Annotated in this window: 24 protein-coding genes; 19 read left to right on the forward strand and 5 right to left on the reverse strand. The window is 61.3% G+C overall.

Annotated features, from left to right (window positions below; genetic code table 11):
• Positions 1 to 72: 72 nt before the first annotated feature.
• Complete coding sequence (locus tag ACDZ94_RS21495) at positions 73 to 1092, forward strand: branched-chain amino acid aminotransferase (RefSeq protein WP_064453040.1); 1020 nt, start codon at positions 73 to 75, stop codon at positions 1090 to 1092.
• 127 nt (positions 1093 to 1219) lie between these two features.
• On the opposite strand, the gene ACDZ94_RS21500 is transcribed toward ACDZ94_RS21495, so the two are convergent.
• A complete protein-coding gene (locus tag ACDZ94_RS21500) occupies positions 1220 to 2113 on the reverse strand; it encodes a GNAT family acetyltransferase (RefSeq protein ID WP_082895916.1) in 894 nt (297 codons plus the stop codon).
• A 287-nt stretch (positions 2114 to 2400) separates the two neighbouring features.
• Here ACDZ94_RS21500 and ctlX point away from each other — a divergent pair, with 287 nt between their 5' ends.
• The 8 genes from ctlX to ACDZ94_RS21540 all read left to right on the forward strand — a co-directional run bounded on the left by ctlX (position 2401) and on the right by ACDZ94_RS21540 (position 8838).
• Positions 2401 to 3327 carry a citrulline utilization hydrolase CtlX gene (gene ctlX / locus ACDZ94_RS21505; protein ID WP_432750788.1) on the forward strand — a complete coding sequence of 309 codons (927 nt, stop codon included), beginning with the start codon at positions 2401 to 2403 and terminating at the stop codon, positions 3325 to 3327.
• 11 nt (positions 3328 to 3338) lie between these two features.
• Positions 3339 to 4385 (forward strand): ornithine cyclodeaminase, encoded by a 1047-nt coding sequence (locus ACDZ94_RS21510; protein WP_432750789.1) that lies wholly within the window; start codon positions 3339 to 3341, stop codon positions 4383 to 4385.
• 255 nt (positions 4386 to 4640) lie between these two features.
• Positions 4641 to 5420, forward strand: a complete 780-nt coding sequence (locus ACDZ94_RS21515; RefSeq protein WP_064453043.1) for an ABC transporter substrate-binding protein — start codon at positions 4641 to 4643, stop codon at positions 5418 to 5420.
• A gap of 112 nt (positions 5421 to 5532) precedes the next feature.
• A complete protein-coding gene (locus ACDZ94_RS21520) occupies positions 5533 to 6234 on the forward strand; it encodes an ABC transporter permease (RefSeq protein ID WP_064453044.1) in 702 nt (233 codons plus the stop codon).
• A complete protein-coding gene (locus ACDZ94_RS21525; RefSeq protein WP_064453045.1) occupies positions 6231 to 6944 on the forward strand; it encodes an ABC transporter permease in 714 nt (237 codons plus the stop codon). The genes ACDZ94_RS21520 and ACDZ94_RS21525 overlap by 4 nt, the downstream gene beginning before the upstream one ends.
• A gap of 3 nt (positions 6945 to 6947) precedes the next feature.
• On the forward strand, positions 6948 to 7787 hold the full coding sequence (locus tag ACDZ94_RS21530) for an ABC transporter ATP-binding protein (protein WP_197627573.1): 840 nt from the start codon (positions 6948 to 6950) through the stop codon (positions 7785 to 7787).
• A gap of 4 nt (positions 7788 to 7791) precedes the next feature.
• Positions 7792 to 8289 carry an Lrp/AsnC family transcriptional regulator gene (locus ACDZ94_RS21535; RefSeq protein ID WP_064453046.1) on the forward strand — a complete coding sequence of 166 codons (498 nt, stop codon included), beginning with the start codon at positions 7792 to 7794 and terminating at the stop codon, positions 8287 to 8289.
• Positions 8290 to 8397: 108 nt separating this feature from the next.
• Positions 8398 to 8838, forward strand: coding sequence for a hypothetical protein (locus ACDZ94_RS21540; RefSeq protein ID WP_262665393.1), 441 nt, complete (start codon positions 8398 to 8400; stop codon positions 8836 to 8838).
• 52 nt (positions 8839 to 8890) lie between these two features.
• Here the strand turns inward: ACDZ94_RS21540 and ACDZ94_RS21545 are convergent, their stop codons facing one another.
• The 4 genes from ACDZ94_RS21545 to ACDZ94_RS21560 form a co-directional block, all read right to left on the reverse strand.
• Entirely contained in the window at positions 8891 to 9772 is an 882-nt protein-coding gene (locus tag ACDZ94_RS21545; RefSeq protein ID WP_432750790.1) for a TIGR03915 family putative DNA repair protein, read from the reverse strand.
• Positions 9769 to 10989, reverse strand: a complete 1221-nt coding sequence (locus ACDZ94_RS21550; protein WP_064453048.1) for a putative DNA modification/repair radical SAM protein — start codon at positions 10987 to 10989, stop codon at positions 9769 to 9771. The genes ACDZ94_RS21545 and ACDZ94_RS21550 overlap by 4 nt, the downstream gene beginning before the upstream one ends.
• Positions 10990 to 11055: 66 nt before the next feature.
• Positions 11056 to 12393 carry a lysine N(6)-hydroxylase/L-ornithine N(5)-oxygenase family protein gene (locus tag ACDZ94_RS21555; RefSeq protein ID WP_432750791.1) on the reverse strand — a complete coding sequence of 446 codons (1338 nt, stop codon included), beginning with the start codon at positions 12391 to 12393 and terminating at the stop codon, positions 11056 to 11058.
• A gap of 120 nt (positions 12394 to 12513) precedes the next feature.
• A complete protein-coding gene (locus ACDZ94_RS21560; RefSeq protein ID WP_432750792.1) occupies positions 12514 to 12996 on the reverse strand; it encodes a sigma-70 family RNA polymerase sigma factor in 483 nt (160 codons plus the stop codon).
• A gap of 256 nt (positions 12997 to 13252) precedes the next feature.
• On the opposite strand from ACDZ94_RS21560, the gene ACDZ94_RS21565 reads away from it, so the two are divergent.
• The 10 genes from ACDZ94_RS21565 to ACDZ94_RS21610 all read left to right on the forward strand — a co-directional run bounded on the left by ACDZ94_RS21565 (position 13253) and on the right by ACDZ94_RS21610 (position 24377).
• The gene (locus ACDZ94_RS21565; RefSeq protein WP_064453051.1) at positions 13253 to 14425 is read left to right on the forward strand and encodes an efflux RND transporter periplasmic adaptor subunit; all 1173 of its coding nucleotides are present in this window, start codon (positions 13253 to 13255) and stop codon (positions 14423 to 14425) included.
• A 1-nt stretch (position 14426) separates the two neighbouring features.
• On the forward strand, positions 14427 to 16400 hold the full coding sequence (locus ACDZ94_RS21570; protein ID WP_432751529.1) for a MacB family efflux pump subunit: 1974 nt from the start codon (positions 14427 to 14429) through the stop codon (positions 16398 to 16400).
• The gene (locus ACDZ94_RS21575) at positions 16393 to 17808 is read left to right on the forward strand and encodes an efflux transporter outer membrane subunit (protein ID WP_221295165.1); all 1416 of its coding nucleotides are present in this window, start codon (positions 16393 to 16395) and stop codon (positions 17806 to 17808) included. Before ACDZ94_RS21570 ends, ACDZ94_RS21575 begins: the two co-directional genes overlap by 8 nt.
• A gap of 103 nt (positions 17809 to 17911) precedes the next feature.
• Entirely contained in the window at positions 17912 to 18667 is a 756-nt protein-coding gene (locus ACDZ94_RS21580; protein WP_064453053.1) for an alpha/beta fold hydrolase, read from the forward strand.
• Between the two features lie 109 nt (positions 18668 to 18776).
• Complete coding sequence (locus ACDZ94_RS21585) at positions 18777 to 19547, forward strand: FadR/GntR family transcriptional regulator (RefSeq protein ID WP_432750793.1); 771 nt, start codon at positions 18777 to 18779, stop codon at positions 19545 to 19547.
• 242 nt (positions 19548 to 19789) lie between these two features.
• Positions 19790 to 20992, forward strand: a complete 1203-nt coding sequence (locus ACDZ94_RS21590; RefSeq protein ID WP_221295167.1) for an ABC transporter substrate-binding protein — start codon at positions 19790 to 19792, stop codon at positions 20990 to 20992.
• 68 nt (positions 20993 to 21060) lie between these two features.
• Positions 21061 to 21921 (forward strand): branched-chain amino acid ABC transporter permease, encoded by an 861-nt coding sequence (locus tag ACDZ94_RS21595; protein ID WP_262665406.1) that lies wholly within the window; start codon positions 21061 to 21063, stop codon positions 21919 to 21921.
• 1 nt (position 21922) lies between these two features.
• Positions 21923 to 22936 carry a branched-chain amino acid ABC transporter permease gene (locus tag ACDZ94_RS21600; protein WP_262665407.1) on the forward strand — a complete coding sequence of 338 codons (1014 nt, stop codon included), beginning with the start codon at positions 21923 to 21925 and terminating at the stop codon, positions 22934 to 22936.
• Positions 22933 to 23682 (forward strand): ABC transporter ATP-binding protein, encoded by a 750-nt coding sequence (locus ACDZ94_RS21605; protein WP_064453057.1) that lies wholly within the window; start codon positions 22933 to 22935, stop codon positions 23680 to 23682. The genes ACDZ94_RS21600 and ACDZ94_RS21605 overlap by 4 nt, the downstream gene beginning before the upstream one ends.
• Positions 23682 to 24377, forward strand: a complete 696-nt coding sequence (locus tag ACDZ94_RS21610; RefSeq protein WP_064453058.1) for an ABC transporter ATP-binding protein — start codon at positions 23682 to 23684, stop codon at positions 24375 to 24377. Before ACDZ94_RS21605 ends, ACDZ94_RS21610 begins: the two co-directional genes overlap by 1 nt.
• Positions 24378 to 24388 lie beyond the last annotated feature (11 nt).

The raw sequence follows: 24388 nt of genomic DNA on the forward strand, positions 1-24388 counted from the left end.
TGTTGCGCCCATCCAGAAAAAAACCGACAAGCCTGTCTTCGACCAGGCGGTTGACCAGAGATAGAGGGTGTCATGGGTAACGAAAGCATCAATTGGGACAAGCTGGGTTTTGACTACATCAAGACCGACAAGCGGTTTCTCCAGGTCTGGAAAAACGGCGAATGGCAAGCCGGCACCCTGACCGACGACAACGTGCTGCACATCAGCGAGGGCTCCACTGCCCTGCACTATGGCCAGCAGTGCTTTGAAGGCCTCAAGGCCTACCGCTGCAAGGACGGTTCGATCAACCTGTTCCGTCCTGACCAGAACGCCGCGCGCATGCAGCGCAGCTGTGCCCGCCTGCTGATGCCGCACGTGCCGACCGACGCGTTCATCGACGCTTGCAAGCAAGTGGTCAAGGCCAACGAGCGGTTCATCCCGCCGTACGGCAGCGGCGGCGCGCTGTACCTGCGCCCGTTCGTCATCGGCACCGGTGACAATATCGGCGTGCGTACCGCGCCGGAGTTCATCTTCTCGGTCTTCGCAATCCCGGTCGGCGCCTACTTCAAGGGCGGCCTGGTGCCACACAACTTCCAGATTTCCACCTTCGACCGCGCCGCGCCACAGGGCACCGGTGCCGCCAAGGTGGGTGGCAACTACGCTGCCAGCCTGATGCCGGGTGCCGAAGCGAAGAAATCCGGTTTCGCCGATGCAATCTACCTGGACCCGATGACCCATTCGAAAATCGAAGAAGTCGGTTCGGCCAACTTCTTCGGGATCACCCACGACAACCAGTTCATCACGCCGAAGTCGCCTTCGGTGCTGCCAGGCATCACCCGCCTGTCGCTGATCGAACTGGCCCAGTCGCGCCTGGGCCTGACAGTGGTCGAGGGTGAAGTCTTCATCGACAAACTGGACCAGTTCAAGGAAGCCGGTGCCTGCGGCACTGCTGCGGTGATCTCGCCGATCGGCGGTATCCAGTACAACGGCAAACTGCACGTATTCCACAGCGAAACCGAAGTTGGCCCGATCACCCAGAAGCTCTACAAAGAGCTGACCGGTGTGCAGACCGGCGACGTTGAAGCGCCGGAAGGCTGGATCGTCAAGGTCTAACAGCCCACACGCATAACCCAATGTAGGAGCGGGCTTGCTCGCGAATACGGTCTGTCAGCACTGAATCAGGTGACTGACACTGCGCATTCGCGAGCAAGCCCGCTCCCACATTTGATCTACAGTGTTTTCAAGATTGAGTCGGGATATTCACGCCAATCTTCTTCCCCATACTAATCCTCGGCTCCACCCCATACCCCAACGCCTCGTAAAACCCCACCACCGCGTCATTCCCGCCCGTAATCTGCAAATTGATCTTCATACACCCCAGCGCCGTCAACGCCTGCTCGGCATGCCGCACCAACGACGCGCCCAAACCCTGCCGCCGATAATCGCTGTGCACCGCCACCGAATACAGCCAGCCACGATGCCCGTCGTAGCCGGCGAGAATGCTGCCGATCACGGCTTTTTTATCCGTCGCCACAAAGAACAACCCATCGTTGACCGCCAGTTTCTTATCAATCGCCAACGTCGGCAGGTTGTGCGCGGTGTCATACCCAAACGCCTCCTGCCACAAGGCCACCACCTGCGCACGGTGCTGACGGTCGCGATACGGCCCAATGGGATGGCGGGATAACAACGCCTTCTCCATCACCAGCGTGCGCTCGTTGCCGTGATAGACATCGCGCACCGTGTGGAACCCCAGCTTGGTATAGAACGGCTCGGCCGTCAGCGAAGACGGCACGTTCAAGACCGTCACCCCGGCTTCGCGGGCACGCAGTTCGATTTCGATCATCAGCAGCCGCCCGATGCCCTGCCCTTGCAGCGCCGGGTTGACGAACACCGAGCGCACCACATTGCCGTCAAGGGCAGCAGTGGCGACGATCACCTGATCCTGAATCGCCACCAGCACCACCCGCCGCTGGAGCAAAGCCAGCACAGCGTCAGGCGTAAAATTACTCGCGACCCGAGCAATCACATCCGCCGGGTAATCCCGCGCATTACTGCTGTGCAAGGCTGCCAGGATGACCTGGCTGATCCCTTCGGCATCGGCTGCCTGGGCGAGACGAACGGCGGTAGACATGATTCCTCCTGGCTGACGGCGTTACAACAGACGCAACAATACCAATGTGGGAGCGGGCTTGCTCGCGAATGCAGTCTTCCTGTCAATGCATCTGAACCTGACCCACCGCCTTCGCGAGCAAGCCCGCTCCCACAGTTTGACCTCATTCCAACCTCTCCAGCCGATTCGGCTGCCCTACCCCACTTTTCAGCTTTCCCGGCTGAGCCGCCCCTCTGTTTCAGCCGGGATTCCCCCACCACAACGCACAAAATACCCCCACAGCTCAGCCCCCATGGACCCGTGCACCTATGCAAACAACAAACACTGTCCTGATGATTCGCCCGGCGCGCTTTGCCTTCAACCCGGACACCGCGATCAACAACCGCTTCCAACGCCCACCCCTCGACCCACTCAGCACGCAGCAGAAAGCGCTGGAGGAGTTCGACGGCTACGTCGACACCCTGCGCCAACACGGCGTCGAAGTGCTGGTGGTGCAGGACACTCCCGCGCCTCACACGCCCGACTCGATCTTCCCCAACAACTGGTGGAGCAGCCACGCCGACGGCAGCCTGGTGCTGTACCCGATGGAAGGCCAGAACCGACGCTTGGAGCGCAGCAAAGGCGTGCTGCAAGTGCTGGAGCAGCGCTTTGCGATCCACCACACCATCGACCTCAGCCACCTCGAACAACAGAACATCTTCCTCGAAGGCACCGGCAGCATGGTGCTCGACCGCCAGCACCGCATCAGCTACGCCTGCCACTCCGGGCGCACGCACCAGGACGCCCTGCGCCAGTTCGCCGAACGCCTCGACTATCAACTCTGTGTGTTCCACGCCGTCGACCGCCATCACGCGCCGATCTACCACAGCAATGTGATGATGAGCGTCGGCCGCGACCTCTCGGTGGTGTGCCTGCAAGCCCTGCCCGACGCGAGCGAACGCCTGGGCCTGGAACGCTCACTGCGCGACACCGGCAAAGACATCCTCGCCCTCGACTTCAACCAGCTCGAAGCCTTCGCCGGCAACATGCTCGAAGTCCACAACCGCGACGGCCAGCCGCTGCTGGTGATGTCCGCCAGCGCCTGGGGCGCCCTGCAACCGAATCAGCGCCAACAGGTGGAACGCCACACGCGGCCGGTGGTGGTGAACATCGACAACATCGAACGCATCGGCGGCGGCAGTGCCCGCTGCATGTTGGCGGAAGTGCACCTGCCCGCCCGCCCCTCATTTCAATAAGGAGTCTTGCCATGACCCGTTACATCGACGTCAACGACCTCTGCTACCTGGTCTCGCAAAAAGGCCTGCAAACCTGCATCACCGAAATGGCCGAATACATCCGCGCCGACTACCTGCGCTGGCAGGACTTCGAAAAATGTGCGCGCCTGGCCAACCATTCGCCGGATGGCGTGATCGAGCTGATGCCGGTGTCCGACGCCGCGCTGTACGCCTTCAAATATGTCAACGGCCACCCCAAGAACACCCTGGCCGGCATGCTCACGGTGATGGCCTTCGGCGCGCTGGGCGACGTGGACACCGGCAAACCAGTACTGCTGGCGGAAATGACCCTGACCACCGCCATCCGCACCGCTGCCACTTCAGCGTTGGTCGCCCGCTACCTGGCGCGCGACAACAGCCGCAGCATGGCGCTGATCGGCAACGGCTCGCAAAGCGAGTTCCAGGCCCTGGCCTTCCACGCCATGCTCGGCATCAACGAAATTCGCCTGTTCGACATCGACGCCAAGGCCACCGCCAAGCTGGCTGCCAACCTCGAGGCCTTCCCGGCAATCACAGTGATCCTGGCCGGCAGCGTTGCCGAAGCGGTGAAAGGCGCGGACATCGTCACCACCGTCACCGCCGACAAGGCCTACGCGACCATCCTCACCGACGACATGATCGAACCCGGCATGCACCTGAATGCCGTGGGCGGCGACTGCCCCGGCAAGACCGAGCTGGACCGACGTATCGTCGAACGCGCCCGCGTGATCGTCGAGTACGAACCGCAAAGCCGCATCGAAGGTGAAATCCAGCACATGCCGGAAGATTCGCCGGTCACCGAGTTGTGGCAGGTCCTCAACGGCCAGAAGCCGGGTCGCGAAAACGCACGCCAGGTCACGCTGTTCGACTCGGTGGGTTTTGCCATCGAAGATTATTCGGCACTGCGCTATGTGTTCGATGTGGCCAACGCGTTGGATGTGGGCAGCACACTCGAACTGGTGCCGGACCTGGCCGACCCGAAAGACTTGTTTGCACGCTTGGCCCAACAGCCGCGCGCACAGCAGAAAAAGCGCGCCTGAGACCGCTCTGGTCTGCCGCTTTGCGCCGATGGCAGGCCAGAACCTCACCCGCAAAAAGCCGATTTTGCGCGTGCAGCAGCCGATTCCGCTGCATTGCGCTTTTTAACAGCGCAATTCGCGCTTTATGCACCGGATAAACGACACAAAAAACGCACCACCATGAAGCATTCTGAGCCCGACCAAAGAGTCAGCAAATGAATGCACGCTGCACCCTTTCACTGCCCTGACATCAATTACAAAATATAGGGACGCCCCATGACTCCACTGCGATCACTCTTCGCTGCATTGCTGTTGCCTCTGTGCGCCAGCGCCGCCCACGCCCAGGACTGGAAAGAAATTCGCTTCGGCGTATTCCCCGAATACCCGCCCTTCGAATCCGTGGCCGCCGACGGCAGCCTGCAAGGCTTTGATATCGAGTTGGGCAACGCCATCTGCGCCAAGCTCGAAGTGAAATGCACCTGGGTGCACAACGAATTCGACGGCATGATCCCGGCCCTGCGCGCACGCAAGTTCGACGCGATCATGTCGTCCATGGCTGTGACGCCGGCGCGCGAAAAAGTCATCGACTTCACAGACCGGCTGTTCCTCAGCCCGACCTCGGTGATCACCCGCAAAAGCGCCGACTTCGGCGACACCCCCGAATCCCTGAAAGGCAAACAGGTCGGCGTGCTGCAAGGCTCGCTGCAAGAAGCCTATGCCCGCGCGCACCTGGCCAAGCTCGGCGCGCAGATCAAGGCGTACCAGTCCCAGGAACAGAACTACGCCGACCTGCAAAATGGCCGCCTCGACGCCACCCTGACCGACAAGCTCGAAGCCCAGCTCAACTTCTTGTCCAAGCCTGAAGGCGCCGACTTCAAGACCGGCCCGGCCTTCAAGGACCCGACCCTACCCCTGGATATCGCCATGGGCCTGCGCAAAAACGACGCAGACTTGCGCGCGCTGATCAACAAAGGCATCGCCGCCGTGCAGGCCGATGGCACCTACGCACAGATCCAGAAGAAGTACTTCGGCGATCAGGATATCTACAACGAGTAAGTCAACGCCAGCCCTGTGGGAATTGGCTTTTTGTGGCGAGGGAGCAAGCTCCCTCGCCACAAAAAAACAGCTCCCACAGTAAATCTCTGTGCTCCATCGAGATCTCCCCCCCATGAACGAATTCCTCAACCTGCAAGGCTACGGCCCCATGCTCGCCCAGGGTGCCTGGATGACGGTCAAGCTGGCATTTCTGGCCCTGGCCCTGAGCCTCGCCTTGGGCCTGATTGCGGCCGGCGCCAAGCTCTCCAGCGTCAAAGGGCTGCGCGTGCCCGCCACGCTATACACCACGCTGATCCGCAGCGTGCCGGACCTGGTGCTGATCCTGCTGATTTTCTACAGCCTGCAACTGTGGCTGAACGACCTCAGCGAAGTGTTCGGCTGGGATTATTTTGAAATCGACCCGTTTACCGCCGGGGTGATCACCCTGGGGTTTATCTACGGTGCGTATTTCACCGAAAATTTTCGCGGCGCGATCCTCAGCGTGCCGGCCGGGCAGCTTGAGGCCGCCACCGCCTACGGCTTGAGCCGCTGGCAGCGCTTCCACCTGGTGCTGTTCCCGCAGTTGATGCGCTTTGCTCTGCCGGGCCTGGGCAATAACTGGCTGGTGCTGCTCAAGTCCACCGCGCTGGTGTCGATCATTGGCCTGTCGGACCTGGTCAAGGCCGCGCAAAACGCAGGCAAGAGCACCAACGAGCCGTTGTATTTCCTGATCCTCGCCGGCGTGGTGTACCTGGTGATCACCACCCTTTCCAACCGCATCTTCAAGCGTCTAGAACGGCGCTACAACCTCGGCATCAAGGGGATGGCGCGATGATCGAACTGTTCCAGCAATACGGCCTGGCCTACCTGTTCAGCGACGGCGCCGGCTTGTCCGGAGTCGCCATGACGCTGTGGCTGTTTGTCATCTCGGTGATCCTGGGTTTTGTGCTGTCGATCCCACTGGCGCTGGCCCGCGTATCGGAGCACTTCTGGCTGCGCTGGCCGGTTGAGGTCTACACCTACCTGTTTCGCGGTACGCCGCTGTATATCCAGTTGCTGATTTGCTACACCGGGCTGTACAGCCTGGAGGTGGTGCAGGACAACGCCCTGCTCAACCAGTTTTTCCGCAATGCGCTGAACTGCACCCTGCTGGCGTTTGTGCTCAACACCTGCGCCTACACCGTGGAAATCTTCGCCGGGGCGATCCGCAATATTCCCCATGGTGAAATCGAAGCAGCACGCGCCTACGGCTTGCATGGCTGGCGGCTGAACCTGTTTGTGGTGGTGCCCGCCGCGCTGCGCCGTGCATTGCCGGCCTACAGCAATGAAATGATCCTGATGCTGCACGCCACCTCGCTGGCGTTTACCGCCACCGTCGCCGACATCCTCAAGGTGGCCCGCGATGCCAACGCCGAAACGTTCCTGACGTTCCAGGCCTTCGGTATCGCCGCCCTGCTCTACATGCTGCTGTCCTTTGCACTGGTGGGCCTGTTTCGACTGGCCGAACGTCGCTGGATGCGTTTTCTTGTTCCTACCCGAGGCTAACCCATGAATCAGTCCGCGCAGGCCCTGGCCACTTATCCCGCAGATGTACACACCGCGCCGTCCGCCAAGGCGGTAACGGCAGCCGTCAAACTCCAGGTCGAAGGCATTCATAAACGCTACGGCGACCACGAAGTGCTCAAGGGCGTTTCCCTCAATGCGCGCCAGGGCGATGTGATCAGCCTGATCGGCGCCAGCGGTTCGGGCAAAAGCACGATGCTGCGTTGCATCAACTTTCTCGAACAACCGGACGCTGGGGTAATCACCCTCGACGGCATCAGCATCGAGATGCAGCAAGGCCGCGCCGGCACCCGCGCGCCGCACCAGGCGCAACTGCAGAACCTGCGCACGCGCTTGGCCATGGTGTTCCAGCATTTCAACCTGTGGAGCCACATGACCGTGCTCGAAAACATCACCATGGCCCCCCGCCGGGTGCTGAATGTCAGCGCAGCGGAGGCTGAAAAACGTGCACGAATGTACTTGGACAAAGTCGGCTTGCCGGGCCGTGTGGCGGATCAATACCCAGCGTTTCTGTCCGGTGGCCAGCAACAGCGCGTGGCCATCGCACGGGCGCTGGCGATGGAGCCGGAAATCATTTTGTTCGACGAACCGACCTCCGCGCTGGACCCTGAACTTGTAGGAGAAGTCCTCAAAGTCATACAGACGTTGGCCGAGGAAGGTCGTACCATGTTGATGGTCACCCACGAAATGGGCTTTGCCCGCCAGGTGTCCAGCCAAGTGCTGTTTTTGCATCAGGGCCGAGTCGAAGAACAAGGCGGCGCCGAGATCCTCGACCACCCCAGCAGCGAACGTTTGCAGCAATTTCTTTCCAATCGTTTGAAGTGAACTCATGGATACCAAGGCCAACGGACCCCATTCTTCCTCTGCGCTGGATCGCATCGATGAGGCCATCATCGACGTGTTGCGGCACCAGGGGCGTATCACCTACGAAAAGCTCTCGTCACTGGTGCACCTCACGCCCAGGCCCTGCCTGGAGCGCGTGCGCAAGCTGGAGCGGCGCGGCGTGATTCGCGGGTATGGGGCGATCATCGATGTGCAGATGGTCTCGCCGGGGCTGTCACTGCTGGTGCTGGTGGCCTTGTCCAATCAAAGCGGGCGCTCGGCGCAGAAGGCCTTTGAAGCGTGCGTCAAAGCCTGCCCGCAGGTGTTCGAATGCCAGTTGATCAGTGGGCCGTTTGATTACAGCCTGCGCATGCGCTGCCGGGACATGGAGCACTACCGCGTGCTGACGGAGACCTGGTTGAACAACGACGAGTTGCACATTGATAAATTGGTGGCGCATCCGGAGTTGGCGGTGGTTAAAAACACCGCGACTGAGCTGGCTTAAACACCGTCCATCGCTGCAGATCGTACAGAGCGTGGGAATGATCATCATGTTGCAGCTTGAAACACCACGGTGTTATACAAACCACTCTTCTGATTGGCGGCCTCAAGGATGAACACCATCAAAACATCATTATTGATCTGCGCATTACTCACCTGCCTCGTCTCTACTGCCACCCAGGCAGCCCCACCCGGCAGCGACGCTACAGCCACCTGGTTCAAGGTGGCCATGGGGATATTGTCGGGAGCTTCGTGTCAGAATCGCCTGGTGCCTGCTGATCGCGAACAGTGTATTCGCAAAAACCGCGAACAGGCTTGTCGTGATTTCCCGGACGGGATCGAGAAAGAAAACTGCCTGAAAGAGCTACCTGGCGTTGCAAGCAAACCCACTGCTTCAGGCACTCAACCTTCCGGCGCAGATTACGCACTGAAGAATGTGATGCCCGCCAGTACTCAAAACTATCGCCCGCCGATTAAAACTGATGACTTCGATTCGCCGTTGAAGCAGTTCGTCAGCCCTCCCGCTGAAAGCCCGACCCCGCACACGAACTAAACAACACAAACCCCATGTGGGAGCTGGCTTGCCTGCGATGGCGGTTTATCAGTCAACTTTGATTTGACTGGCCCACCGCCCTCGCAGGCAAGCCAGCTCCCACATTGATAGGGTTCGCAATGCGCTTACCGGGCTTTGCGCCTACAAGCTTCGCCTGCCCGTCCTTCTGCTTCCCCGTACGCGCCTCGCTGATCAACCCCGGAATCAATTTTCCCTCCGGCAGATTCTTCCAGAACCGGCTGGGCAGGTGCCCTTCCATCACCTTGGGGTTCAACCGCGCAGGGTTGAAGATGTGGCTGTAGTAGGTCAGCCACATGGCGCTGTGCGGGTCTTCGACATTTTGCGCCAGTTGCCGCCACGCATCGGGGCACTCGCGCTGATGAGTCAACTGCTCCCCGTCGTAATAAACCCCGTCCAGCGGAGTGGCAATCATCCAACGATGACGGCCCATGCGCCCGACAAAGTGTTGGCTGGCTGACTTCAGAATGTCATGGGCCGGCTCGTGCCACGCCACATATTCCGGCAACTCGCTGCCCGCCTCTGCCGGCAACGCGATAAACCGCACAAAGGCATGCAGGTGATGGGCTTCACGACTGACCTGCTTGATTCGCCGCTGCAACTCGCTGCCCAGTTTGTCGCCCGCGAGCATTGCGGTGCGGTCGCCATGGCTGACCCGCCACAGCACCTCGTACAGCAAGCTCCAGCGCTGATCGCCGTGGTAACAAGCGGCCGATTCCAACAGCTCCAACAGCGCCTTGGGAATTCGCGCCTGAAATGGGCCAAGCTGCTCAGGGATCGGCTCGTCGGTCGCAAACAGGTCCGCCACCTCGGCCTCGCCCCAACTCACCTGGCTGGGGTCGACCTGATGGCTGAGCAGCCAGCGTGCCTGTTCGCGCCAGGTGCTGAAGAGGTTGTCGCATTCCAGGCTGATCATCCCCACAACCCCATTTGCTGTGGCTGCGGGCGGTCACGCAGTTGTTCGCGCAGCAGCACGCTGGTGCTTTCAGCCTGTTGCGGGTGGTAATCGCTGGTGATGAAAAACGGCTTGGCCTTGGCCAGCACGCAGCGCATGCGCGCCAGGTCTTCGAAGCGGATCTTGCGTTCGCGGCGCAGGTCCACCAAACGCTGGGTGGTGCGCAGGCCGATGCCGGGGATACGCGCGATCAGGGTCGGTTCGGCACGGTTCAAGTCCAGCGGGAATACCTCGCGGTGTTCCAGGGCCCAGGCCAGCTTCGGATCGATATCCAGCGCCAGGTGGCCTGGGCCTTCAAACAGTTCGTTGGCGCTGAAACCGTAGCTGCGCAACAGAAAGTCCGCCTGATACAAACGGTGCTCGCGCATCAGTGGCGGTGCCGCCAGGGGCACGCTTTTCGGGCTGTTGGGAATAGGACTGAACGCCGAGTAATACACGCGGCGCAACTTGAAGTTGCCATACAACGCCTCAGCGCCATGCAAGATGGTGCTGTCGTCGGTGTCATCGGCGCCGACGATCATCTGCGTGCTCTGCCCAGCCGGAGCGAAACGCGGAGCGCGCGGTTCGTTGAGGACGGTCTGTTCGCCGGTGTAGATGGTCTGCATCGCTTGCTTGATCGACACGATCTGCTTCTCCGGCGCCAGGGTTTGCAGGCTGGCATCGGTGGGCAGTTCGATATTCACGCTGAGCCGGTCGGCATAGCGCCCGGCCTCGGCGATCAGCGCCGGGTCGGCTTCGGGAATGGTCTTGAGGTGGATATAGCCGCGAAAGTCATGCTCTTCGCGCAGGAGTTTGGCGACCCGCACCAGTTGCTCCATGGTGTAGTCGGCCGAACGGATGATGCCGGAACTGAGAAACAGCCCGCTGACGCAATTGCGCCGGTAGAAATCCAGGGTCAGGGTGACCACCTCCTCCGGGCTGAAACGCGCGCGGGGCACGTCACTGGAGCGGCGGTTGACGCAGTATTGGCAATCGTAGAGACAGAAGTTGGTCAGCAACACCTTGAGCAACGACACACAGCGCCCATCCGGGGTGTAACTGTGGCAGATCCCCATGCCATCGGTGGAGCCCAGGCCCGCCTTGCCCTCGGAGCTGCGCTTGGGCGCGCCACTGCTGGCGCAGGAAGCGTCGTACTTGGCGGCGTCGGCAAGGATGCTGAGTTTTTCGATCAACTGCATGGAGGGCTACCGATACTGGTTTTTTGTACAGTATCAGGCAGCCCTGCCTGTCACAAGTGCAGCCTGTCAGCTGGCGGTGGCCAGCAGCAAATCCTGCACCGAACGCCCCTTGCCCCAGCTGCGATCGTTTTCATACAGCGACGCGGCAATCTCGTCGGCACGAATCGGCAATACCGAGAGCAACGTGTCACTCAAGCCATGGCTGGCCTGGCTGAAACCCTGTATGTAGATCCCCGCCTTGCAGCGCTCGTCCGTGACGATGCGATAGTCGCGGGCCACCTCGAAGTCGCCCATATAGGCTTCCAGCGGCGCCAGCAGTTCGCGGTGCATCTGGCGCTCGTAGCCGGTGGCCAGGATGACTGCGTCGTAATGGCTGAGGCTGGTTTCGCCGCTGGCGTTGTTGCGCAGCGTCAACTCGATGCCCAGCGGCCCGGCGGTGGCTTTTTCGACCACGGTCATGGTGCGGAAGGCCTGGCGGGCAACGCCGGAGACTTTCTGGCGGTAAAAAATACCGTAGATCCGTTCAATCAGGTCCAGGTCCACCACCGAGTAGTTGGTGTTTTGGTATTCGGCGACCAGCCGCTCACGCTCGGCGCCGACTTGCTGGAACACCAGATCGGTAAACGCCGGTGAAAACACTTCATTGACGAACGGGCTGTCATCGGCTGGCTTCAGTGCCGAACCGCGCAGGATCATATCGACCTGCACCGACGCAAAACTGTCGTTGAGGTCGATGAAGGCTTCAGCCGCGCTCTGGCCACCACCGATGATCGCAATCCGCATCGCTTTGCCTTCAACGCATGGCTGCTGGGCCATGCGCGCCAGGTACTGGGAATGGTGGAACACCCGGCCGTCCTCCTTGAGCGCCTTGAACGCCGGCGGCACACGAGGCGTGCCACCGGCGCTGACCACCACCGAACGCGTGGTGCGCACATGCTGCTCGCCCAGTGCATCGCGGGAGATCACGCGCAACGCTTCGACGTGTTGCTGATGCAGGATCGGCTCGATGGCCAACACTTCCTCGCCATAGCGTGCCTGGGGCTGGAACTGCCCGGCAACCCAGCGCAGGTAGTCGTTGTACTCCATGCGGCACGGGTAAAAGGTGCCCAGGTTGATGAAGTCCACCAGGCGGTCGTGGGCCTTGAGGTAGTTGACAAAGGAGTAAGGGCTGGTGGGGTTGCGCAAGGTCACCAGGTCCTTGAGGAACGAAATCTGCAGTTCACTCTGGGTCACCAGGGTATTGCCGTGCCAGCGGTAGTCGGCCTGCTTATCGAGAAACAGTGCATCCAGTTTGCCCTGGGCTTTTTCGCGCTCCTGCAGGGCGATGGCCAGCGCAAGGTTCGATGGGCCGAAACCGATACCGATCAGGTCGTGAACCGCGGGCGAAGCAATTGCCTGTGTCATTCCAGTGTCCTCTGGATAAGCCCCTTGGCGGTGGGGCGGGAATACCTTGCAAGACCTCAACAACAGGTCATGTGTTGATAGGAAACGAGGACAGTGAAATAAAATTTAACTAATCATTGATCAGTGCGCGTCCCACTCGCGCATACGCACCCGGCAGTGCTTCATGGCGTTGACGATATGTTTTTCCACCAGGCTGCGGGAAATGCTCAGGTGCTCGGCGATTTGCGGGTGGGACAGGCCATCGAGCTTGCGCAGCAGGAAGCTCTCGCGACAGGTCGCCGGCAGCTCGGCCAGGGCGCGCTCGAGCATATCGAGGCGGCGGGCCTGATCGTGGCTGGCGTGGGGTGAACTGGTGGCGAAGCGTTCTTCGCTGTCCAGCACTTCCAGGGGTTCGGACTGGCGCAAGGCGTTGCGCCGATGCCCGTCGATCACCAGGTTCAACGCGGTGCGGTACAAAAAGGCCCGCGGTTGTTCGATCGGCGTGTCACTGGCGCGCTCCAGAACCCGGACGTAAGCGTCATGCACCACATCCTCGGCCACCTGACGGTTGCCCAGCTTGGCGTTGAGGAAACACACCAGCTCGCGATAGTAGTTTTCCAACATGACTCCCGACCGCCTGGGAAGACGGCATCAGATCCTTGAATGCTAAAGACGACAGCCAGCGGATAGTGGCAGTTTGAGTGCGTGCAATTTATAGTAATTCTCATCTACTTTTAAAGAAGTCTCGCATCAACGCACGATTTTTTTATTCGACGGAGCTGTTACGGCATATGTAAGCACCTAAATCTTCGAGCGATTTTCTCGTATAACAGTCAGCCCTCCGCAACTGCGGTCCAAACTTCCTGGCTGGAACCAACGCATGAAACGCCCTCGCCCCGCCCGACGCGCCCTGCTTGCTGTCGCGTGCCTGATTCCCCTCATTGCGCTGGCCGCCTGGCAGGTACTGCCGCCAGGCCGCGACACCTTGGCCACGGTCACCGTAACGCGCGGTAACATTGAAAACAGCGTCACGGCACTGGGCACCCTGCAACCGCGCCGGTACGTCGATGTGGGCGCCCAGGCGTCCGGGCAGATTCGCAAGATCCATGTCGAAGCCGGGGATCAGGTCTCGGAAGGCCAATTGCTGGTGGAAATCGACCCCGCCACGCAACAGGCCAAACTCGACGCCAGCCGCTACGCCATCGAAAACCTCAAGGCTCAGTTGCAGGAGCAGAAGGCTCAGCACGAACTGGCGCGCCAGAAATACCAACGCCAGCAACGCCTCGCGGCCGGGAACGCCACGCGCGAAGAAGACGTGCAAACTGCCAGGGCCGAGCTGGACGCCACCCAGGCGCGCGTCGGGATGTTCCAGGCGCAGATCCGCCAGGCCCAGGCCAGCCTGCGCAGCGACGAAGCCGAGTTGGGCTACACGCGCATCTTCGCACCGATGGCCGGCACAGTCGTCGCGGTGGACGCGCGGGTTGGCCAGACGCTCAACGCTCAACAACAGACGCCACTGATCCTGCGCATCGCCAGGCTATCGCCGATGACCGTGTGGGCCGAGGTCTCCGAAGCCGATATTGGCCACGTCAAACCCGGCATGACCGCCTATTTCACCACCCTCAGCGGCGGCAGCCGGCGCTGGACCAGCACCGTACGCCAGATTCTGCCGATACCGCCCAAGCCGCTGAATGAAACCAGCCAGGGCAATGGCAGCCCAAACAGTACGAGCAAAACCGGCAGTGGCCGCGTGGTGCTCTACACCGTGCTGCTGGATGTGGACAACGCCGATAACGCGCTGATGGCCGAAATGACCACTCAAGTATTTTTCGTCGCCAGCCAGGTCAAGGACGTCCTCACCCTACCGGTAGCAGCCCTGCTCGGCAGCCCCGGCACCGACAAGCCGATTGCCCGGGTCGTGGCCAAAAACGGCGCCATCGAAAAACGCGAAGTACGCCTGGGTATCAGCGACCGTTTGCGGGTTGAAGTGCTGGAAGGCCTGAACGAAGACGATCATGTGTTGATCGGTCCGGCCAACGGCAGTGGGGGCTGATTTGACCACGCCGCTGATCGAACTCAAGAACATCCGCAAATCCTACGGCGGCGGCGACAGCCCGCAGGTCGATGTATTGCGCGGGATCGACCTGTCGATCCATGCCGGGGAATTCGTCGCCATCGTCGGCGCTTCCGGCTCAGGCAAATCCACCTTGATGAATATCCTCGGCTGCCTCGACCGCCCCACTGAAGGCGAATACCGGTTCGCGGGGGAAAACGTCGCGCATCTGGGCAGCGACGAACTGGCCTGGCTTCGCCGAGAAGCCTTTGGGTTTGTGTTCCAGGGTTACCACTTGATCCCTTCGGGCTCGGCCCAGGAAAACGTCGAGATGCCGGCGATCTATGCCGGTATCAGTGCAACCGAACGCCACGCCCGCGCCAAGGCCCTGCTCACCCGCCTGGGTTTGGCCGATCACACCGGCAACCGCCCGCATCAACTCTCCGGCGGCCAGCAACAACGTGTGTCGATTGCCCGCGCACTGATGAACGGCGGGCATATCATCCTCGCCGATGAACCCACCGGCGCGCTCGACAGCCACAGTGGCGCCGAAGTAATGGCCCTGCTGGACGAACTGGCGAGCCAGGGCCATGTGGTCATCCTGATTACCCACGACCGCGAAGTCGCGGCGCGGGCCAACCGCATCATCGAGATTCGCGACGGCCTGATCATCCGCGATTCGGCATTGAGCGAAACCCATGTGCCCGTCACGGCCAACAGCGACGCGCTACAAGCCGTCGACCTGCGCCAGCGCCTCGCCGACGGCGCCGAACATAACGGCGCCTGGAAAGCCGAACTGATGGACGCTGTACTGGCAGCCTGGCGGGTCATGTGGATCAACCGGTTCCGTACCGCGCTGACGCTGCTGGGGATCATCATCGGCGTGGCGTCGGTGGTGGTGATGCTGGCGGTGGGTGAAGGCAGCAAACGCCAGGTAATGGCACAGATGGGGGCGTTCGGCTCCAACATCATCTACCTCAGCGGGTCTTCGCCCAACCCGCGTACACCGATGGGTATCGTGACCCTCAACGATGTCGCGGCCCTGGCGACGCTGCCGCAGGTCAAGCGCATCATGCCCGTCAATGGCAACTATGCCGGTGTGCGCTTCGGTAATGTCGACTACATGGCTTATGTCGGCGGCAATGACACCAACTTCCCGGACATCTTCAACTGGCCTGTGGTCGAGGGCAGTTACTTCACCGAGGCCGACGAGCGCTCCGGGGCGACGGTGGCAGTGATCGGTCATCGCGTACGCGAAAAGCTGTTCAAGGGCGTTATCGACCCCATCGGCCAATACGTTCTGATAGAAAACGTGCCGTTCCAAGTGATTGGCGTGCTGGCGGAAAAAGGCTCCAGCTCCGGTTTGCAAGACAGCGACGACCGCGTTGCCATCCCCTACACCGCCGCCAGCGTGCGCCTGTTAGGCACCTATAACCCCGAATACGTGGTGATTGCCGCCGCCGATGCGCGCAAGGTGCATGAGGCTGAACAAGCCATCGATCAACTGATGCAAACGCTGCACAACAACAAGCGCGACTACCACCTGACCAATGACGCGGCGATGATCCAGGCCGAGGCACGCACGCAAAATACGCTGTCGCTGATGCTCGGTTCGATCGCTGCGATTTCCTTGCTGGTGGGCGGGATTGGGGTGATGAATATCATGCTGATGACCGTGCGCGAGCGTACCCGCGAAATAGGTATCCGCATGGCTACCGGGGCGCGCCAGCGTGACATTCTGCGCCAGTTTCTCACCGAGGCAGTGATGCTCTCGGTCGTCGGCGGCCTGTTCGGCATTGCCCTCGCATTGCTGGTAGGCGGCGTGCTGGTGCTGGCAGAAGTCGCCGTGCAGTTTTCCCTGGTGGCGGTACTCGGCGCATTTGGCTGTGCACTGGTCACCGGTGTCGCATTCGGCTTTATGCCGGCCCGTAAAGCTGCCCGGCTCGATCCGGTTAAGGCGTTGACCAGTGAATAAACGATCCATCACACCGCACCTGTCGCTGCTTAGCCTGTGCCTGTTGCTCAACGCCTGCGCAGGCACTCCGTACGACGTCGACAGCGGCATTGCGCCGCCTGCGGCGTGGCAATATGCCGAGCGGGAGGCAGCGCAGGCGACCAACCAGCGCTGGTGGACGCAATTCGGCAGCCCGCAACTCAACCGCTTGATCGACCAGGCTCGCCGCGACAGTCATGACGTGGCCGCCGCCATGGCACGGGTGCGCCAGGCCCAGGCCAGTGCGGTCATTGCCGGGGCACCATTGTTACCCGAAGTGAACTTCAACCTCACCGCCAGCCGCGAAAAACTGCTGCGCGGCAGCGGTAACGCCTCGCTGGACGCCACAGAAAGCAACAAAACCGTCGACAGCTTTGGCACCAACCTTACCGCCAGTTATGAAGTGGACTTCTGGGGCGGGCGAGCCGCCGCCCGCGACAGCGCCCTGCAAAGCCTGCGAGCGAGTGAGTTTGACCAGGCCACCGTGGAGCTGACATTGCTCAGCAACGTGGCCGACCGCTATGCGCAAACGCTTGCTGCTCGCCAACGCCAACAGATCGCCGAGCTCAACCTGGCGAATGCACGCCATGTGCTCGACCTCGTGCAAACCCGCTACGACGCGGGCTCCGCCACCGCACTGGAACTGGCGCAACAAAAGAGTCTGGTGGCCAGCCAGCAACGCCAGTTGCCGCTGATTCAGCAAGTGGCCGAAGAATCGTTGATCACCCTCGCGGCCCTTCTCGGGCAGCCGGTGCAGGCCCTGGACCTGGGCAGCGAGCCGTTCCAGGCGCTGACCTGGCCGGTCATTGGCCCGGGAGTGCCCAGCCAACTGCTCAGCCGCCGCCCCGACCTGGCTCAGGCCGAAGCACAACTGGCGGCGGCAAGTGCCGATGTGAGCGTGGCCCGCTCGGCCATGCTGCCCACTGTGACCTTGGGCGCCACGCTGGGTTCGGGGTCCTACAAGGCCGCAGATCTGCTGCGCAGTCCGTTCTACAACCTGACCTCGGGCCTGGTGGCGCCGATCTTCAATAATGGACGTTTAAGCGCCGAACGCGACAAGGCGCGCGCGCGTCAGGACGAACTGCTGCAAACCTATCGTGGCGCGATCATCAACGGCTTTGCCGATGTGGAGAAATCCCTCAGCAGCATCACCCACCTGGACCAGCAGCGTCAGTGGCAAACCGAGGAACTGCAACAGGCCCAGACCGCCTTCAAGATCGCCGAAAGCCGCTACCAGGCCGGTGCCGAAGACCTGCTGACCGTGCTGGAAACCCAACGCACGCTGTATGCGGCCCAGGACGCGAATGTGCAACTGCGATTGTCACGGCTGCAAGCCAGCATTGCGCTGTACAAAGCCCTGGGTGGCGGCTGGGATGCCAAAATCCGATAACAAAACTCCACATTCCTACACAAAACGTTTATCAACCCTACATTCTTTGACCCAAGGTCCTTGGTAAAAAAGCCGCCTTAAAACGGCTGCCCGGAACCTCTTGATGAAACCCAGCGTTCTAGTAAGAAGCCTGGTGTGCATCTGCCTCTGGCTGATAGCAACCCGGGCGCTTGCCGCGCCCTTGATTGTGCCCAGCGCAATTGACTGGCTGCTGGACTGCCCCTTCCCCGCCTTCGAACGGCCGGACCCAGAGGTGCTGGACCGAACCCAGTGCGGCAGGGTAAACGTGCCTCGCGACTATGCCGACCCCAAGCGTGGCAATGTGCGCCTATCGCTGACCCGTGTCGGCGCCCGGCAACCGCTCAGCCGTGAGGGCATGGTGTTCATCCAGTCGGGGGCACCGCAAAAGGGTCAGGGCACGACCTTCGCCGTCCATTTGGTCAGCCGCTGGGAGTCCTACGCCACCCAGGCCTATCGCACATTGGTCAACCGTTATGACGTTATCGAATTGAGCCCCCGCGACCTCAGCCAACAGAACGGTGTCGAGCAGGCCGCACGTGATATGGAGTTCGTGCGCGCGCAATTGGGCGACACCCAGCTCAACTACCTGGGCAACGCTGAAGGCACCCGGGTCGGTGGCCGGTATGCCGCGCTGTTTCCGGAACGCGTTGCACGCATGGTCCTGGTCAACACCGAGCACGGTGAACCGGTCGCTGCCGGCGTCGAGCAGCTGTTGCTCAAGGAGTCGGCTAAACCCGTTGCCGCCGGGTGCGTCAACCGGTGGGTGGGTGATTTTCTGGTGTCCGGCAAACAGCCGCCGTCCTCGACGCGCTGCCTCGACCTTGGTAACTGGGAATAATCACCGCGTTTACGACCTGTTCGCCTCGAAAACGACACCCTGCGTTGACGCTCCTGCCCAATCGTTATTAAGTGCTATTTATCCGCATTAATAGGATCAATAGACCACCATGCTCAGCCGTCCGCTACGACGCAAACGACAGAAGCTCTCCGACGTGATTGTCGAGTCGGTCAAGCGCTCCATCGTCACCGATGCCCTGAAGCCCGGCGACCGCCTGCCCACCGAGCGTGAGCTGATGGAAAGCTTCCAGTGCTCCAAAGGGTCGGCGCGTGAAGCGCTCAAGGCGCTGGAAGTGGAAGGCCTGGTGAGCACGCGCACCGGCCCCAGCGGTGGCGCTTACTTGAATCAGGCCGGCACTGAACCGGCCAGCCGCGCCTTGCGCAACTACCTGCACTTCCAGCACCTGGACGGCGAGCAGGTGTACCAACTGCGCAAGGTCATCGAGGTGGAACTGGCGGTGTCGGTGCTCGGGCGCTTGAGTGAAGACGACTACCAGGCCCTGCAAGACAACGTGGATTTTTGCAACGCGCCGGAAGACAGCGAAGCCGGCCAGCGCGAACAGCGGCTGGCGGAGCTGGAGTTCCATAATCTGCTGGCCAACGCGTGCCCTAACCCGCTGCTGAGCTTTATGGCGCAGTTTCTCAACGATCTGCTGCGCGACCTGGTGGTGCTGAAAAAAGCCTACAAGCCCAAGCGCAAGCAGTTCGACGCGGCCAACCTCGACTACCACAAGCAGTTGCTAATCGCCTTTCGCGCCGAGGATGAAAGCGCGGTGCGCAGCTTGATGCATGAACACATGTGCGACGCCGAACACCATATGAGCGCCCTTGAAGGCGAGGTCAGCCCGCACTTTTTGCTGGAGTTTGATCACAACCACTGAGAACACCATCAATCCCCCTGTGCAAACCCAATCCATGTGGGAGCTGGCTTGCCTGCGATGCAGGCGCCCCGGTTCATCAGTCGAACTGAGTTGATGCCATCGCAGGCAAGTCAGCTCCCACATTTGACCAAGCTTCAACCGTCAGACCGTTTCACCCAATTCAATAACAGGCCTGCCCACAGGCCAGCTCCACCGTATCGCCATTGCCGCTCCTGCCAATAACTAATCCAGGGAGTCACCCCATGCAGCGTCGTACGTTGTTGAAAGCCAGTCTTACCGCCGCCGCCGCGCTCAGCCTTCCGCTGAGCGTGCGCTCTGCATTCGCCGCCGAGCCCTTTACCTTTTACGGCCTCAAATCCATGTCCGGCGCCTTTGCCAGCTATGGCAAGTTTGCCGACATGGGTTCGCGGCTGGCGGTGGAGCAGCATCCCGAGATTCTCGGCCGCACACTGAACTACAAAGTCATCGACACCGAAGGCAACGCCGGCAAGGCGGTGCGCAAGGTGCAGGAGGCGATCCAGCAGGATGGCGCACGGTTCTTCCAGGGTTGCACCCTGTCGTCATCGGCATTGGCGGTGGCCAAGGAAGTAGACAAGGTCGGCGGCGTGTTCATGACCCCGGTAGGTGCCGATGAAGTCACCGGCAAGGACTGCAACAAGGCGACCTTCCGCTGGTCGGTACCCACCTACGGCGCGATCCGCGAAACCATCGTGCCGTTGATCAAGCTGCTGCCGGACGCCAAGCGCTGGTACACCATCACCCCGCAATATGTATTCGGCGAAGCCTTGCTCGAAGGCGCGAAAACCGTGCTCAAGGACAACGGCCTGGAACACGTCGGCAACAGCTATCACTCATTACAGGAGCAAGAGTTCTCCGGCTACCTGACCAACGCCATCGCGGCCAAACCCGATGTGCTGGTCCTGCTCAACTTCGGCAGCCAGTCGTCCAACACGCTGCGCCAGGCGGTGAACTTCGGCATCAAGGAGCGCATGAAAGTGCTGCTGGTGTGGTCCGCCGGCCTTGATCAATTCCAGGAATTGGGCAGCGATGTGCTCGAAGGCGTGTACCTCGGTGCGCAGTATTGGCACCAGGTCGACAGCCCGCTCAACCGTGAACTGGTCAAGCTGACCCAGGCCAAGTACGGCATCAACCCAACCTACCCGTTGGCCGCCGACTACATCAGCACCAAGGTCATGCTCGACACCATTATCGCTACCGGCAGCTTCGACGGCCCGACCGTCGCCAAGGCCATGCAAGGCCTGAGCTTCGAAGGCCCGACCGGCAAGGAGCAAATCCGCGCCGGTGACCACCAGGTGATCAAGGACTACTACCTGATGATCGGCAAAGCCAGCGCCGACATGGCCGACAAGGACGACCTGGCCAAAGTGCTCAGCGCCGGCCAGTCCTTCCCGCCGGTGGAAGCCACGAGCTGCGTGCTCGGCTGATCCGCTGAACCATCACCGGTTGCACACGACAGGGCCGCCCCCGCGGCCACCTGTCCGAGGGTTTCTGCATGCTTAATCTTTACCTGTTCCAGATACTCAACGGCCTTGGGCTGGGGATGATCTACTTTTTGATCGCGGTCGGGCTGACGATCATTTTCGGTCTGCTCAACTTCGTCAACTTCGCCCACGGCGCGTTTTTCCTGCTGGGGGCCTACATCTGCTACACCGCCGTGAGCCTCACCGGCAACTTCTGGCTGGCGCTGCTGATCGCGCCGCTGGTGGTGGCCGCACTGGCCTGGGTCATCGAGCGATTATTGATCCAGCGGATTTATCACTTGCCGCACATGTTCCAGATTCTGGTGACCTTAGGGATTGCGCTGATCATCCAGGAAGCCAGCGTGATGATCTGGGGTCCGGTGGGCAAAAGCGTCGCCGTACCGGAACTGCTGCGCGGCGTGCTGGTGGTGGGTGATTTCGTCTACCCCTACTACCGCCTGTTTCTGATCGTGTTTTCCGGGATGGTGGGCCTGGGTCTGTGGCTGCTGCTGGAGCGCACGCGCTTTGGCGCCCTGGTGCGCGCGGGCAGTGAAAGCACTGAAACCGTATCGCTGCTGGGCACCAATATCTTCCGTCTGTTTTCGATGACCTTTGCCCTGGGCGTGGCCCTGGCCGGCGTCGCCGGCGTGCTGTTCGCTCCGTTGCGTGGCGCCCAACCCTTCGTCGGCCCGGAAATTCTCGGGGTCGCCTTCGTGGTGGTGGTGATCGGCGGCATGGGCTCCTTCAGCGGCGCACTGGTCGGCGGTTTACTGGTAGGCGTGGTGCAAAGCCTGATGACCACACTCTGGCCCCAAGGCGCGAGCCTGATGATCTACGGCGCGATGGCCGTGGTGATTCTGGTGCGTCCTTACGGCCTGTTCGGGAGAGCCTGACATGAGCGAGAAAAACCCCCTGCCGTTTGCCAAGACCCAGTCCAAGGCCATGCTGCTATGGGTCCTGGCGGTGCTGATCGGCCTGCCGTTGGTATTACCGTCGGCAACCCTGGCCACCGAAATCCTGATCTTTGCCATGGCCGCCCTGGCCTGCAACCTGTTGCTGGGCTACACCGGGCTGTTGTCGTTTGGCCAAGGCATCTTTTTCGGAGCGGGCGCCTATTGCGCGGCACTGTTGATGATCCACCTGCAACTGGGTCTGTTCACCGCCCTGCTCGGCGCCGCCGTGGCCGGTGGTTTCCTGGCGCTGTTGGTGGGTGCCCTGGCGATCCGGCGTACCGGCATTTACTTCGTGATGCTGACTCTGGCGTTCAGCCAGATGGCCTACTTCGTCGCCTACACCCTCAGCGACTGGACCGGCGGCGACAACGGCCTGCTCAGCGTGCCGCGCCCGGAAATCCGCGTCGGTGACACCGTGTTGTTGTCGTTGAGCGACGCCCGCGCGTTCTACGGCTTTGTCGCAGTGCTGTTCCTGCTGATCTTTATCGGCGCACGCCGCGTGATCGCGTCGCCATTCGGCAGCACCTTGATGGCGATCCGCGAAAACGAGACCCGCGCCTCGGCCATCGGCTACGACACGCGCCATTTCAAGATCCTGGTGTTCGTGCTGTCCGGCGCGGTCACCGGGATTGCGGGCGCGCTGTACGCCATGCTGCTGCACTTTGTACCCCTGTCGAATATCGACCTGGCGATGTCCGAGAACATCCTGATCATGACCATCGTCGGCGGCACCGGCTCGCTGTTCGGCTCGTTGCTGGGCGCCGGTTCCATCGTGCTGCTGGGGGACTTCCTCTCTGACCTGTGGCCGCGCTGGCTGATGCTGCTCGGGGTGATTCTGATCCTGGTGGTGATCTTCATGCGTGGTGGGTTGTGGGGCGGTTTGTCGTCGCTGTTCGAACGCGTACGTGGCAGCCGCAAAACCGCCGCCGTCGTCGTCAAGGAGGAAGGGCTATGAGCATCCTGCTGGAAACCAAAAACCTGGAACTGGCCTATGGCGCGTTCCACGCGGTGAATGGGGTCAACCTCAAGGTCGAAGCCGGCACCATCCACACCATCATCGGCCCTAACGGCGCGGGCAAGACCAGCCTGTTCCACTGCCTGACCGGCGAACGCCAGGCCACCGCCGGGGCGATTCATTTCGACGGCAAGAACCTGATGCGTAAACCCGCCCACGCCCGCGTCGGCCTGGGCATGGCGCGCTCGTTCCAGCTCACCAGCCTGTTCCAGAACCTCAGCGTGCGCGAGAACCTGCGCCTCGCGGCGCAAGGCCGCGACGGCGCCAAGGCGCTGAATTTCTGGCGTCGGGTGGACAGCAAGCGCGAACACCTGGAGATGGCCGACCAAGTGCTCGAACGCCTGCAGCTCACTGCCCGCGCCGACACCCTGGCCGGCGAATTGTCCCACGGCCAGCAGCGGGTGCTGGAGGTGGGCATGTCGATCTGCTCCAAACCAAAACTGTTGATGCTCGACGAGCCCACCTCGGGCATGGGCATCGATGACATCCCGATCATGACCCAACTGATCAGCGACCTCGGCCGCGACCACACGGTGCTGCTGATCGAACACAACATGAGCATCGTCATGTCCATCAGCCAACGCATCACGGTGATGAGCCACGGGCAGATCCTGGTGGAAGGCACGCCGGAATTCGTGCGCGCCGATGAACGCGTGCGCACCGCTTACCTGGGAGAAGCCGCCTGATGCTGATCGTCGAGAATATCCACTCCTACTACGACAAGAGCCACGTGCTCGAAGGCGTGTCGCTGACCGTCAACCCCGGCGAACTGGTGACCCTGCTCGGCCGCAACGGCGCCGGCAAGACCACCACGCTGCGCAGCATCCTCGGCATTATCTGCCCGCGTCAGGGCCAGATTCACTTCAACGGCCAGGCGCTGGTCGGGCAAAAAATCTTTGAAATCGCTCGCCAGGGTTTGGCATTGGTGCCGGAGAACCGCGGGATTTTCCGCCTGCTTACCGTAGAGGAAAATCTGCGCATCGCCGTGCGCAAGACCAGCCGCTGGCAGATGGACGACGTGTACGGCATGTTCCCGCGCCTCAAGGAACGCCGTAAAAACGCCGGCCACGCCCTGTCCGGTGGCGAACAACAGATGCTCGCTATCGCCCGCGCCCTGCTCAACGACCCCAAGTTGCTGATTCTCGATGAGCCCACCGAAGGCCTCGCCCCGGTGATCGTCGACGAGCTGGTGAAGATCCTGCGCAAGGTCAAGGACGATGGCCTGCCGGTGCTGCTGGTGGAACAGAACCTGGTGGTCTGCGACAAGCTCGCCGACCGCCATTACGTGCTCGAACAGGGCCGCGTGGTGTACGAAGGCAGCGCCGCCGCCTTCCGCGCCGACCCGACGATCAAGAACCGCTACCTGGCCCTGAGTGCCTGACCGGAGATTGC

Origin of the sequence: Pseudomonas sp. UBT (assembly GCF_050915955.1) — a bacterium.
In the GTDB taxonomy this organism is placed as follows: Bacteria; Pseudomonadota; Gammaproteobacteria; order Pseudomonadales; family Pseudomonadaceae; genus Aquipseudomonas; species Aquipseudomonas antarctica_A.